This is a genomic window from Pseudomonas sp. Sample_20, assembly GCF_004307585.1.
Taxonomy (GTDB): Bacteria; Pseudomonadota; Gammaproteobacteria; order Pseudomonadales; family Pseudomonadaceae; genus Aquipseudomonas; species Aquipseudomonas atacamensis.
On the sequence record NZ_RCOA01000123.1, the window covers coordinates 46957 to 59431 of the forward strand.

At 59.0% G+C, this 12475-nt stretch carries 12 protein-coding genes and 1 tRNA gene; 6 read left to right on the forward strand and 7 right to left on the reverse strand.

Translation table 11 applies throughout. The annotated features are described in order from the left end of the window. Nucleotides 1–59: 59 nt before the first annotated feature. Complete coding sequence (locus D8U70_RS24255; RefSeq protein WP_016774514.1) at nt 60–599, reverse strand: GAF domain-containing protein; 540 nt, start codon at nt 597–599, stop codon at nt 60–62. 488 nt (nt 600–1087) lie between these two features. Here D8U70_RS24255 and D8U70_RS24260 point away from each other — a divergent pair. Continuing rightward, nucleotides 1088–1174: transfer RNA gene (locus D8U70_RS24260), tRNA-Leu, on the forward strand. A 144-nt stretch (nt 1175–1318) separates the two neighbouring features. Here D8U70_RS24260 and D8U70_RS24265 read toward each other — a convergent pair. After that, nucleotides 1319–2245: a universal stress protein gene (locus D8U70_RS24265; protein WP_130929964.1), complete on the reverse strand. Its 927-nt coding sequence runs from the start codon at nt 2243–2245 to the stop codon at nt 1319–1321. Between the two features lie 256 nt (nt 2246–2501). On the opposite strand from D8U70_RS24265, the gene D8U70_RS24270 reads away from it, so the two are divergent. From D8U70_RS24270 to D8U70_RS24285, 4 genes are all read left to right on the forward strand, one after another. Next, the gene (locus D8U70_RS24270; RefSeq protein WP_130929929.1) at nt 2502–3575 is read left to right on the forward strand and encodes an NAD(P)-dependent alcohol dehydrogenase; all 1074 of its coding nucleotides are present in this window, start codon (nt 2502–2504) and stop codon (nt 3573–3575) included. Nucleotides 3576–3610: 35 nt separating this feature from the next. After that, on the forward strand, nt 3611–3835 hold the full coding sequence (locus tag D8U70_RS24275) for a hypothetical protein (protein ID WP_016774525.1): 225 nt from the start codon (nt 3611–3613) through the stop codon (nt 3833–3835). A gap of 37 nt (nt 3836–3872) precedes the next feature. Further along, entirely contained in the window at nt 3873–5114 is a 1242-nt protein-coding gene (locus tag D8U70_RS24280; RefSeq protein ID WP_130929930.1) for a DUF4010 domain-containing protein, read from the forward strand. A 100-nt stretch (nt 5115–5214) separates the two neighbouring features. After that, a complete protein-coding gene (locus D8U70_RS24285) occupies nt 5215–6138 on the forward strand; it encodes a universal stress protein (protein WP_130929931.1) in 924 nt (307 codons plus the stop codon). 53 nt (nt 6139–6191) lie between these two features. On the opposite strand, the gene D8U70_RS24290 is transcribed toward D8U70_RS24285, so the two are convergent. Continuing rightward, complete coding sequence (locus tag D8U70_RS24290) at nt 6192–6755, reverse strand: GNAT family N-acetyltransferase (RefSeq protein WP_122750780.1); 564 nt, start codon at nt 6753–6755, stop codon at nt 6192–6194. 213 nt (nt 6756–6968) lie between these two features. Here D8U70_RS24290 and D8U70_RS24295 point away from each other — a divergent pair, with 213 nt between their 5' ends. Continuing rightward, nucleotides 6969–7880, forward strand: a complete 912-nt coding sequence (locus D8U70_RS24295) for a universal stress protein (RefSeq protein ID WP_130929932.1) — start codon at nt 6969–6971, stop codon at nt 7878–7880. Nucleotides 7881–7921: 41 nt separating this feature from the next. Here D8U70_RS24295 and D8U70_RS24300 read toward each other — a convergent pair whose 3' ends face one another. The 4 genes from D8U70_RS24300 to fnr form a co-directional block, all read right to left on the reverse strand. Further along, a complete protein-coding gene (locus tag D8U70_RS24300) occupies nt 7922–8827 on the reverse strand; it encodes an amino acid ABC transporter substrate-binding protein (protein WP_130929933.1) in 906 nt (301 codons plus the stop codon). A 49-nt stretch (nt 8828–8876) separates the two neighbouring features. After that, entirely contained in the window at nt 8877–10217 is a 1341-nt protein-coding gene (potE, locus tag D8U70_RS24305; RefSeq protein ID WP_122750783.1) for a putrescine-ornithine antiporter, read from the reverse strand. A 224-nt stretch (nt 10218–10441) separates the two neighbouring features. Continuing rightward, nucleotides 10442–11632, reverse strand: a complete 1191-nt coding sequence (locus D8U70_RS24310; protein ID WP_130929934.1) for a cation:proton antiporter — start codon at nt 11630–11632, stop codon at nt 10442–10444. A gap of 71 nt (nt 11633–11703) precedes the next feature. Continuing rightward, complete coding sequence (gene fnr, locus D8U70_RS24315; RefSeq protein WP_130929935.1) at nt 11704–12444, reverse strand: fumarate/nitrate reduction transcriptional regulator Fnr; 741 nt, start codon at nt 12442–12444, stop codon at nt 11704–11706. Between the last annotated feature and the right edge of the window lie 31 nt (nt 12445–12475).

The following is a 12475-nucleotide window of genomic DNA, read 5'->3' on the forward strand; positions in this document are numbered from 1 at the left end:
TGATCTACGGGGTTTTTTGTTGTCTGCAAAAAAAGTGGTGTTCACCTGTTTGCCCAGGGTCAATCAGTCAAGCACGATCCGGTCTGAATGTGGCTGGCACCTTCCACCGTCAGATTCGAGAAAAAGATGCAGCCAATGAGCCGCGCGAACAGCGTCAATGTCTCTGCGAGATCGGGGTTGTCAAACAGAACAGCCCTTGAGTCCAGAGCACATAAGGCACCCCAGAGTCTCCCGTCCGGCAGGAAAACAGGCGCGCCTGCGTAGCTTTCAATCGAATATTGCTTCACCACAGGACGTGACGAAAGTCGTCCATCCTGGCTGATTTGTGGAAGGAAGAGGGCTTGCGGATTTCGTCGAAACTCACTGCAAAGGGTGGTTTCCAGATCCAGCGTATCGCCGACATTTATTCCCAGTTCAATCGGATCGTACGCCGAACAAACGATCCACTCTGTTTCAGTGAATTTTGCGATGCCGGCAAAGCGTGTACCGGTCAGACGGGTGACAAGTTGCAGGATATTGGTGGTCGCTTCGATCTCGGCGATCGCCGAGCGCTCCTCTTGGCTTAAAGACGCTTTTAGAACGGTGTCACTCATTTGCATGGAATCAAATCTCCTGATTGCTTGTACATCCCTGAGCACTGCTCTGGTGACGTTCTGTGAGGCGTGATCGTGGTTGAAGGGGGGGGCGTGCTGATTACCCTTTGATTATTGATTTCGGCGCCATCCTTTAGCGTAGACATCCCGTCCAGACTTGGGTTGCCTGCTCATAATCTCAATGGATGAATCATCTGTCACCCGTGCAGCTACGGTGATAGTGAGCATTTGAATCTTTTGTGTTTATCGCCCCAATTTCCAGTCTGGTTGCTGCGATTTGCCACTAACCTCGGCGTCTACTTCAAGCAAACTCCGTAGCTCCCTGATTTCTGAGGCTTTTTGATTTTTCGCGGTCAGCAATATTTAGTTCTCAAATCACGCACTCCAAACTTGCTTCACCGGGACGTGATGTATATATTCCCCGCTCGGCTTTTCAAGCGGCCATCCTGTCAGGATCGCAACCGCAAGGCTGAGCAAAGCAACACCGCGCTACCGCCCGAATGGCGAAACTGGTAGACGCATGGGACTTAAAATCCCCCGCTCGTAAGGGCGTGCCGGTTCGATTCCGGCTTCGGGCACCATGAATATCAAGGGCTTGCATGACATATGTCATGCAAGCCCTTATTTTTTGTGCGGTGGAAATGTTTTCCACGCTCCTGACTGGCCATTCCGTCACCGTCTGGTGCCTGGACATCCACTCCTTTCTTCAGCGTCGATTGCATCCATCAGCGAGTAAGCGTTTCCGGGGCCACAACCCACACACTACATGGCATTTTGTACAACAGATGCTCCACCGTGCTGCCAACCAGTCTGCCTATTCCTCGATGAGTGACGCGGCCCATTACGATCACATCGATGTCGTACGCATCGGCATAGCTGGAAAGCACCTTGGCGGGATCGCCCAGAATCATGTGCTGGTTTTCTGCTGGAATGTTGTTGCGTGCAGCCAGCGCCTGGAAAGCTTCGCCCTGGGCCTCGAACAGTTTCTTGGCTGCGCTGGAAGAAAAGATCGCGGACGCGTTATTGAAGCCGAATTCGGCAGCGCTGATCGATGACAGGTCATGGGCATAAATCACGTCCAGGCTGCCATTGCAGACACTGGCCAGTCTTGCTGCTTCGCGCAGGATCCGATCGTTGAGGCCCTGGTATTGGCCCTCACGATGGAAAGGGTCGACCGCCGCGACGATTCGGCGTGGCAGTGCGTTTTGAGCGTGGCTGACAAAATGCAGCGGCACCGGGCATTCGCGCAACAGATGGATGTCCAGCGGGGTGAACATCAGTCGCGACAAAACTGATTCGTGCTCCAGAGCCTTTATAAGGACAGCCATCGGCTGTTCCTTCAAATGAATGAGGATTTCCTTCAAAGGATTGTCCACCCAGACGACCTCGGTGGTGACGGTCACCCCGATCTTGCGCAGCGGCCGGGCCTGGTCTTCGAGCCATTGATGATGGCGTTCGACATAGCCCAGACGCATCTGCTCCAGGGCTTGCTCGTTGACCATTCCTGCGGTCGCCAGGCCCTCCAGATAATCAAACGCGACAATATGCAGTGCGGCATCCGACGCTTTGGCCAGGGAGGCGGCGCGGTCGAACGCCGGACTGTTTTTCATCAGCGGCGACACGACCAGCATGAAACGCGATTGCTCAGACATGACAGGACTCCCGAGGGTGGTCACCCAGGCATTGCGCTGCATGCCTGGAGTGAGTAGTGGCGCATGCGCTTATCCTGGAGCGAGCCAGCAGGGCGGGGTTGATATTTATCAACCAGACGTCAGCGCGTGGTCGTGAGCGGATGTATGGTCGAGCAAGACCACTGATCCTCGGATAGTTGACCATTATCAACTACGACCCTGCCGCCGCGGCTCAAGCTCTGCTCTGCACTCACCTGTCGGCGGAGGGAAAGCCATCATGGCCACCATGAAAGCCGCAATATTCGTTGAAAAAAACCGCATCGTGCTCGATGACAAGCCGATTCCCGAGGTCGGGCCGCTGGATGCGTTGATCCGCGTGACCACCACCACCATTTGCGGCACCGACGTGCATATCCTGCGCGGCGAATACCCAGTGGCCAGAGGACTGACCATCGGCCACGAACCGGTCGGAATTATTGAGCGATTGGGCTCGCAAGTACGCGGTTTTGTCGAAGGGCAGCGGGTGATTGCCGGTGCCATCACCCCCAGCGGGCACAGTTATGCGTGCCTGTGTGGCTGCGGCTCGCAGGACGGCCCGGACACCCGGCACGGCTTCAAGGCCATCGGCGGCTGGAAGTTTGGCAACACGATCGACGGTTGCCAGGCCGACTACGTGTTGGTGCCGGATGCACAGGCCAACCTGTGCCCGATCCCCGATGAGTTGAGCGATGAACAGGTGCTGATGTGCCCGGACATCATGTCCACCGGGTTCTCGGGGGCCGAGCGCGGCGAGATCGCCATCGGCGACGCTGTCGCGGTATTTGCATTGGGCCCGATCGGCCTCTGCGCCGTGGCCGGAGCACGGCTGAAGGGCGCCACGACGATTATCGGTGTCGACGCGGTGCCCGAACGCATGGCCATGGCGCGCCAACTGGGCGCGACCCATACCGTCAATTTCAAGGACGGCAATGTGGTGGAGCAGATCATGGCGTTGACCGATGGCCGTGGCGTGGATGTGTCCATTGAAGCACTGGGCACCCAAGGCACGTTCGAGTCGGCGTTGCGTGTGCTGCGTCCGGGTGGGCGCTTGTCCAGCCTTGGGGTGTATTCCAGCGATCTGCACATCCCGCTCGGCGCGTTTGCCGCCGGATTGGGGGATTTCAGCATCGTTTCCACCCTGTGCCCGGGCGGCAAGGAACGCATGCGTCGCCTGATGGCGGTGGTGCAGAGCGGCGCCGTCGATCTGTCACCGCTGGTGACTCACCGTTTCAGACTGGACGACATCGAGCAGGCCTATGAGTTGTTCGCTCATCAACGCGACGGAGTCATGAAAGTCGCAATCACTCCTTGAAAGCACCTTGGCGTGCCGCTGAAACCGGGGTTTGCATGAACATCAAGATCACTGAAAAACACGCTCCCCACGGCTGGGTCGTGCACATGGATGACTGGGATGTGGGCTTCAGGAGCCTCAAGGCTGCGCAGGAATTTGTCGAGGTGCTTGAGGCCCGTATCAACGCCCCTCACGAGTGGCCGAATGCGTTTGCCCAGCCGTTGCCAGCAAGGCCGGCAACGGCTCGCCGCATCAGCGCAAGTGTTGAATGCTCGCCATAAGCCGAGCAGGGTGCGCAAACCCTGCGGGACGCTACCCATGAATGAGGTTTTTGATCTGTCCGGCGCCGCTGCGGCATTGGGGATCGGCATGCTCATCGGTCTTGAGCGTGAACGGCACAAGGGTACTGGCGATGCGCGACACTGCGCCGGCTTGCGCACGTTCGCCATTACCGCGCTGTTGGGATATGTCGCGCTACAAGTCGGCGGTGGCCTGTTGCTGGGGATCATCGCTGTCTGTGTCACGTTGCTGACCAGCGTCGCGTACTGGCGCAGCCAGAGCGACGATCCCGGGTTGACCAGCGAGGTGGCGTTGATCGCGGTGCTGGTTCTGGGCGCGTTGTGCGCAACCGCGCCGGCGCTGGCCATTGCCCTTGGCGTGGTGATCGCGGGCCTTTTGGCGTATCGCCAGGCGCTGCATCACTTTGCCAACAGCCAGTTGTCCGAAACGGAAATGCGTGATGGCCTGATCCTGCTGATCGCAGCGCTGGTGATACTGCCTTTGGCACCGGACCGATATATCGGCCCGTACGCCGCGATCAATCTGCGCACCATTTGTACCGTGACGGTGTTGCTGATGCTGGTCGGCGCGTTCGGCCACATTGCCGTGCGCGCCTTGGGCTCGCGTTATGGCTACGTCATCAGCGCGATTGCATCCGGCTTCGCCTCCAGTACCGTGACGATCGCGACCATGGGCCAACGCCTTGCCCATGAGCCGGACAACATCCGCATCCTCAGCGCCGCTGCGATTTTTTCCAATCTCGCGACGGTGATACAGATCGGCCTGATCCTGACGATGGTTGATGCGGATCTGCTGAACAGTGTATGGGCGCCACTGCTTTTCGGCTTGATCGCTACGTTGTTGTACGGCGCCTGCCTGATGTTCCCCGACCCCACGCGAGGGAGCCGCAGCAAGCCGGTCGACACGGCAGGGGCGTTCAATCTGAAACTCGCGGTCATCGTGACACTGACCCTTACCGGCATCACATTCGTCTCATCGGCCATGCTCAGCCACTTTGGTCAGGCAGGCTTGTGGCTGACCGCAATGCTTTCGGGCTTTGCCGATGCGCACTCTGCCACAGCGTCCATCGCCAGCCTGGCCAAGGCGGGCCAGGTGCCTTATGACTCGATAGCGGTGCCAGCGCTGATTGCCGTCAGCAGTAACTCGGTGAGCAAATGCGTGGTGGCGTGGGTCAGCGGCGGCAGGCGTTTCGCTGCCTGCGTGATCCCGGGCCAGGTATTGCTGACCTTGGCCATGTGGGCGGGCAATGTGCTGTTTTGAGCGCGATCGGTGCTCTTGCTGATAAAGATCAAGCTGCCAATGGCCACAGCATTCACCCTGAAGTCTGTTTCTCCTGGCTGGCCGCATACCGAGGTATCCAATGTCACAGACTCCGCGTTTACTGTTGATCGCTCCTTCAGCCATGGAGCGCACGCCCGCGTTCGAGCGCGCGGCTGCACTGGCCCAGGCCATGCAGTTGCCGCTGCACATCGTGGCCTTCGACTACTTGCAGGCGCTGGCCGTGGCAGGGCTGTTTGCCCCCGAGCAGATCCGCCTCGCCCGCGATGGTTATCTGCGCACTCACCGGCAGTGGCTCGCAGAGCAGGCTTCATTGCTGGCGAGGCATCAGATCATGGTCACCAGCGAGGTGATGTGGGTTCAGGATCCCTTCGCCGAGATCCTGCAGTTCATCAACGAGATGCCGTTGCTATTGATCATCAAGGATGTGCAGCACGAGTCCGTGCTGGAGCGTATTTTCTACACCCCGCTGGACTGGCAACTGTTACGCGATTGCCCGGTGCCGGTGCATCTGGTGACCGACGACACTCATCCGCGCCCACGCCGTGTGCTGGCCATCGTCGATGTCTTGCGCAGCGAAGAGCAGGACTGCCTGTTCAACGATCAAATCATCGATGCCGGCGCCCAACTGGCCGCGCAGTGCGATGCCGGTCTTGATGTGGTGCATGTTTACGACTGGACGGCGGTTTACGCCACGGAAATGGGGTTCGGCGCATTGCCGTTGGCCACCGGGATTCATGAAGCGCTGGGCACTGCGCAGCATGAGGCATTTACGGCCTTGGCCGAGCGCCACGGCGTGCCGGTCTCATGCCGGCACTTCATCGAGGGCGCACCGGTGCGCAGTATCTGCGGGTTCGCCATCGACAAGCAGATTGATGTCATTGTCATGGGCACAGTGCAGCACCACGGCTTGAGCAAGTTGTTAGGCACCACCGCCGAACAGCTGCTGCATCGGGCACCTTGCAGTGTGCTGGCGATCAAGCCGCAACCCACACTGCAATCCTGAGACACGATCGCCCCGAGGTGAATCGTTGGCCGACTCACCTCAGGGCGATTCATTTACAGGTCAAGACGATGAATGACCTGGCGTGCGTCGTCAGGATCATTGTGGGTTTCGAAGCCCAGGCTTTTGGCCAGGTCGCGCATCGCCGCGTTACTGGCGGCATCGACTGAGTACATCTGGCGGAATCCGTTGCGGCGGGCTGCCTTGATCAGATGCTCCATCAGCAACGTGCCCAAGCCCAGGTGCTGCCATTCATCGGCGACCGTCACCGCGCACTCGCATTGATGGGCGCCTGTGCCGGCATAGCGGCTGATGCCGATTTCGATCAACTTGCCGTTCTCGTGAACCAGTGCAATGAAGGCGGTGCGCTGTTTGTTATCGGTGTCCATCAACTGGTCGAGCAGAGCGGTGCCGGGTTCGCTGATCTGGGCGAGAAAACGCATGTGCCTGGATTCGGGGGACAGGCGCTTGATGAAGTCGTATTCGCGCAGGCGATCCTTCTCCCTGAGCGGCCGGATCAGGACATGGCGGCCGTCCTTGAGCGCCTCAATCCAGTATTGTCCGGCGACCGCCGCATAAGCGGCCACGGCCTGATCGTTGTGGTCTTTGACGGTGAGCATGGTCATTCTCCATCCGGTTCGAGAGGCTGGCGGGCGTTGAAAAAAGCGTCCGCTTGCCTTCCTTCTACGCGGTTGCCCACGGCGACATCTGATCTACATCAGACGCCTCTTTCATTGACCCGGGTTTGATGTAAATCAACGCCCGGCCAGGGCGAGCGGGCGCAGTCTTGAAGCCTGCCGGCCCAGCGCGCCGGTGCCGAGCGGAGGTGTGTGATGGGCCAATATGAACGTCTGTTGCTGGTCGCTGACCAGACGCTGCATCAATCAGCGGCGATGCTGCGTGCCATCGCGCTGGCCAAGGCGAGCGGGGCGGCGCTGGATGTGCGGGCCTTTGTCTCGCCGGTGCCCGTCACCCATCTGTGGGAGGAAAAAATCGATGACGTGGATGCTCAGCGCTATCAGCGGCGCTACCGTCGCTGGGTGGCCGATGAGCTCGAGCAGCTCAGTAACCAGGGGTTGGACGGCACGGTTGATGTGGTCTTCTCCAGCCATCCGCTGCTGGACATCCTGAAGACCGTCCATGTGCTCAAGCCCGACCTGTTGATCAAGGATGTGCGACTGGAACCGGCGCTCAAGCGCGTGTTCATCACGCCGCTCGATTGTCACCTGCTGCGTGAGTGTCCGGTCCCCGTGCATCTGGTCAATCAGATTCGCTATGCGTTGCCGCATCGTGTCGTGGCAGCCGTGGACCCGTTCGATCCGGATACCCAAATCAGTGGCTTGAACGACGTGATCATACGATCGGCGAACACTTTGGCGTTGCAATGCGACGTGCCGTTGCACCTGCTCTGCGCCTACGATTTGTCCGCTGCCTTCAACGGCGAAGCGCCAGTGGTCAACGGTGGCTGGAACGAAGATTTGGCGAACGAACTGCGTCAGACACTGCATCAGGCTTTTGTCGCCCTTGCCGATCGCCACGGCGTGCCCCCTGAGCGTCGACACTTCGTCATGGGCCATCCAGTGCAGGTCATCAATGAGTTCGTCGAGCAGTACCTGGCCGACGTGGTGGTGATGGGCACGGTTCATCGCGTGGGCATCGAACGCGTGATCGGCAGCACCACCGAGCGCGCCTTGTATTCGGTGCCGGGGAGCATTCTGGCGGTGAGGAAAGAGCCTGTGCGGTGAGCATGATCGCAGCGTAGCGAGCCGGCCTGTTCGCTGGCCCGCTAGGGTATTGCATAGATCCTGAAGAGCTTTTTGGCGGCACTGTTGGCGCCGCCCAGATGTTTGTCGAATGCCTGTTCAATTTCGCCGGATCGGTACATTTCACTCAGCGCCGTGTCGACCAGCAGACGAAAGTCCTCATCCTCTCGATCCACTGCCATCGCCGTCGGTGCGTACTCGAAAATCCGCTCCAGCAGCACCAGGTTGCCCGATGGATAATTTCTGGTCAGCAGATGTTTGAGCATCATGCGTTCAGCGAAGAAGGCATCGGCTTTGCCATTGGCAACCAGATTCAGACCGGCTTCTGCGTTTTCTACGGTGACCAGCGTGGCTACCACACCCAGCAATCGCATCTGCTGTTGTATCCACGTTTCGGTGACCCCGCCGGCGATGGCGGCATACGTCTGGTTGGCCAGACCACGGTTCACCGTGGCTCGCCACGTTGGTCCGGTATGGGCCACTTTGCCATTCAGCACATTGAGCAAGGTTTCGGACGCATCCTGGCGCACCACAGCCGAGAGGCCAGCGGTGTAAATCGGCACCGAGTAACTGACGATCCTGCGCCGCGCCAGCGTGGGTGGGGTCGGAGTACAAAGAATGTCGATCCTGCCGGAACTGACAGCGCTCATCTCGTCGTTGAGCGAGACCGCTTGGTACTGGATTTTCAGCGCCGGCAGATTCAGATCGATCCTTACCCTCTCGGCTATTTTCAGACAGAGATCGATGGCATAGCCGCTGGCTTTATCGGCGGCCTGATCACTGAACGGCATGAAGTCAGGCACGTAGCCAAGGGTGATCGCTTGACTGGCACGGATGCGCTCCAGCGTGTTGCCATGGGTCACTACCGGTAGCAGCGCAAGGACGCAGGCGAGCAGCAGGTGGTGGGCTCTGATCAGTTTCACGTTCATGCGCGCGGTTCCTCGAATTCAGATATCTGTGCTGTACCGAAGACTTCGATCAAGGGTTATCAGGCCGGGGGCCGACAGGCGCAGGGGCATCGACAAAACGTTTGGCAAGGAAACCGTAAAGCAGGTAGCCGAACACCAGGACCAAGATGCCGCCGAACACCGCGTCCTTGCCGCAGGCATACAGCGCATACAAGGAATAGGCCACGGCAACCACTAACAGCAGGGTATTGCGCGTGTATACGGCTGCGCTGACTCTGGCTTTGTACATCATGACCAGCAGCCCGGTGGCTGCCGTCACATAGGGAATCAGGTTGGTCACCGCCGCGAGGCTGACGAGTTTTCCAAACTGCGCGCTCGCGTTCGGCGAAATGGTCGACAGCGCCATCAAGGTCTGCAGGACGCCGCAGACCAGCATCCCGACGATGGGGGCGTTGCGTGCGCTGACCTTGCTGAAGAGTTTTGGAAACATGCCCTGATCAGCGGTCACCTTGGCCGTTTGCGCCAATGTGAACTGCCAGCCCAGCAGCGAGCCAACACAGGCCATTACCGCGAGCGCCATGATGATGTTGCCGACCAGGGGATTGAACATGTGCGCATAAACGAGCGCGAAAGGCGCTGACGAGTTGGCCAGTTCGGCGTTGGGAATAATGCCCTGAATGACCGTCGTCGATAGCACATAGACCACCGCTGCCCCCAGTGTCCCGAACAGACAGGCCAGCGGTACGGTGCGCTTGGGGTTTTCCACCGCATCTGAGGCCTGGGCTGCCGACTCCATGCCGAGAAACGCCCAAAGCGTGAGGGGAATCGCTTTGCTGATGGCCTCGGATATTGGCAGTTGGTTCGGGTTCCAGGCGGCGATGATCAGCTCCGGTTTGAACCAGAACCAACCGATGATGCTCAAGCCCGCTACAGGAATGATCACCCCCCACACCGTAACTGCACCAATCCTGCCGGTGATGCCTGGGCCGCCGAAATTCGCCACGGTGGTCAGCCAGAGCAGGCCGACCGTCCCCACGAATAAAGGAATGGCGCCGCTTCCCAGCCAAGGCATGAACGACGTCATGTAGCCCACTGCCGAAATGGCCACCGCCACGTTGGCGATGGCCAGCGACAGGAAGTACAGGTACGAGCACAGAAAAAAGCCTGACTTTGCATGCGCCTCTTCGGTGTAGGCGGATAGCCCGCCTGAGCGCAGGCAGAAGATTCCGCACTGGGAAAAGCAGTACGCGATGGCCATGGAGCCGACAGCGGTGACGATCCATGACAGCAATGAAACAGCCCCGAGTTGGGCCATGCTCGTCGGCAACATGATGATGCCTGAGCCCATCATGTTCACCGTCACCAGTGTGGTGAGCCCCATGAGGCTCATTTTCTTGCTTGAGTCGGCCATCGGAGTTCCCTCGATTTGCGCAACGCGTCACCGCTCAGCCATCGAACGCACTGGGAGACAGGCTCAGGCTGCCGACGAAAACGGCGACGGGCTATCTGAGCAACTGCCTGAAAAGGCTCATGCGCCTGCCCATTCCTTGTGCTGTGAGGGTTGTTCGGGCAGACGCTTGATCACGTTTTCCTCACAACCCTAGTCGCGGCAGACGGTGGCATTTCTGACAATTATCAATTAATCCGATTTGCCAGCCGTGACACCCATGGATTGGCACTCAAGCCATGGAGCAGCACGCTGAGTAAAACGGTACAGGCCGCCACGGCTACCAACGTCCGACCGGTTTGCAGAGGGTAGTCCAAAATCATTATGGCGAAGACGATGCTGGCCAAACCTCGCGGGCCGAACCAGCCGATGAACAGGCGGGTTTCGAAGTCGAAGCCGGTTCCCGCCAGGCTGACAAGTACCGGCACGATGCGAATCACGGTCAGACTGAGCAGCGCATACAGCCAGACATCGACCGTGAATCTGCTCCAGACCGAAGGGATCACCAGCGCGCCGAACACGACCCAGGTGATGATCGACAGCAGGCTGGCGAACTCTTCACTGGCCTTGAGCAGGTCATGTTTTTGTTCAGCGAACAGATAGCTGGCGAGCAGCCCGCCGACGAACGCGGCGATAAACCCGCTACCACCCAGTGTTTGGGCGGTGGCAAAGCAAAGCACCGCCAACCCGGGCAGCGTCAGCTGCGACCACATCGGTGTCTGCCAGTGATGTTTTCCAGAGTAGCGCTGCATCAGCCAGGCCATGAAAGTCAGGGTGCCGCCGATGAGCGCGCCGATACCAAGCTCCTCGAAAAAAAGCTCTATCGCCAGCGAGAGGGGGGACTGCGTGTGCTCTTCGATCAACAAGGCCAGGAACATCAACAACACCGGAACACAAATGCCGTCGTTGAGCCCGCTTTCCACGTTCAATCCCTCGCGCACGGGCGCCGCAACCTTGGGATTGCTCACGACAGCCTTGCCCAGCGCTGCGTCTGTGGGGGCCAGAAGGATTGCCAGTAATGCCAACTCGATCAAGGGCGCCTGCGGGAACAGCCAGATGCCCAGCAGCCAGCCACTCAGCATGGTCAGCGGCAGACCGATCAACAGCAAGCGCAGCGGTAATCCTTCGTGCGCCTTGAGAACTTTGAGATCGGCATTGGCGGCATCGCTGAACAGGACGATCGCCAATGTCAGTTCTGCAAGAATCCTGAGCCCATGACTATCGATCCGTGGTTGCAGAATGCCCAGAAACGCCGGGCCGAGAATCAGACCCGCCAGCATGAACATCAGTGGTCCATTGAGCAGACGTGACTCGAATCGCCCGGCAAATATGCTGTAGGTCAGAAGGAAAGCGGCAAGCAGGGCGAGGTTCTGATACATGACCGCTTGCCTGTTCTGATGGATGCCACAGCAATGGCATTACGGGCCTTCTCAGGCGGGCATGGACGGGCTCAATGACTCTGGCGGTTGCAGCCCGACACCATCTGCTTGAGGCCGTCCATGTTGCGGATTTTTACGTCGCGCGCGTTGATTTCCACCAAACCCTGATCGCGCAAGTGGGCAATGCCGCGGCAAATGGTCTCCAGACGCAGCCCAAGGTAGGAGCCGATTTCTTCGCGGCGCATTTTCAGCACGAACTCTTTCGAGGAATAGCCACGGGAGCTCAGGCGTTGTGAGAGGTTGAGCAGGAAAGCGGCCAGACGCTCATCGGAGTTCATGTTGCCCATGAGCATCAACATGCTGTGATCGCGCACAATTTCCCGGCTCAGCAGTTTATTGAGGTTGTGCTGCAGGGATGGCAGGCTTTGCGCGAGTTTTTCCAGCTGTGCGAAGTGAATCGGACAGACTTCGCTGTCTTCCAGCGCATACGCAGTACACGCGTGTTGATCGATGCTGATGGCGTCCAGCCCGAGCATTTCGCCGGGAATATGAAAACCGGTCACTTGCTCGCGGCCATCGACGGAGACCACGCTGGTCTTGAACGAACCTATTCGCACAGCGTACAGCGAGCGCAGCGGATCCCCGGTCCGGTAGAGAGCGGCACCTTTCTTCACCTTGTATCGCTGCACGATCAGCGTGTCGAGCCGCTCGACCTCCGCGCCCGTCAGGCCAAGCGGCAGGCATAACTCAACCACGCTGCAGTTGGAACAGGCAGTTTTGAGAATCGGCGGGGGCGAGTGGGCTTCAAGCATGGATTAGCAGCCTCCAATGAGTGTGATAAGC

Bases quoted from the DNA above. Each gene is read 5' to 3' on its own strand.
- D8U70_RS24255 (WP_016774514.1), bottom strand. From the start codon at position 599: ATGCAAATGAGTGACACCGTTCTAAAAGCGTCTTTAAGCCAAGAGGAG.
- D8U70_RS24265 (WP_130929964.1), bottom strand. From the start codon at position 2,245: ATGTCTGAGCAATCGCGTTTCATGCTGGTCGTGTCGCCGCTGATGAAA.
- D8U70_RS24270 (WP_130929929.1), top strand. From the start codon at position 2,502: ATGGCCACCATGAAAGCCGCAATATTCGTTGAAAAAAACCGCATCGTG.
- D8U70_RS24275 (WP_016774525.1), top strand. From the start codon at position 3,611: ATGAACATCAAGATCACTGAAAAACACGCTCCCCACGGCTGGGTCGTG.
- D8U70_RS24280 (WP_130929930.1), top strand. From the start codon at position 3,873: ATGAATGAGGTTTTTGATCTGTCCGGCGCCGCTGCGGCATTGGGGATC.
- D8U70_RS24285 (WP_130929931.1), top strand. From the start codon at position 5,215: ATGTCACAGACTCCGCGTTTACTGTTGATCGCTCCTTCAGCCATGGAG.
- D8U70_RS24290 (WP_122750780.1), bottom strand. From the start codon at position 6,755: ATGCTCACCGTCAAAGACCACAACGATCAGGCCGTGGCCGCTTATGCG.
- D8U70_RS24295 (WP_130929932.1), top strand. From the start codon at position 6,969: ATGGGCCAATATGAACGTCTGTTGCTGGTCGCTGACCAGACGCTGCAT.
- D8U70_RS24300 (WP_130929933.1), bottom strand. From the start codon at position 8,827: ATGAACGTGAAACTGATCAGAGCCCACCACCTGCTGCTCGCCTGCGTC.
- potE (WP_122750783.1), bottom strand. From the start codon at position 10,217: ATGGCCGACTCAAGCAAGAAAATGAGCCTCATGGGGCTCACCACACTG.
- D8U70_RS24310 (WP_130929934.1), bottom strand. From the start codon at position 11,632: ATGTATCAGAACCTCGCCCTGCTTGCCGCTTTCCTTCTGACCTACAGC.
- fnr (WP_130929935.1), bottom strand. From the start codon at position 12,444: ATGCTTGAAGCCCACTCGCCCCCGCCGATTCTCAAAACTGCCTGTTCC.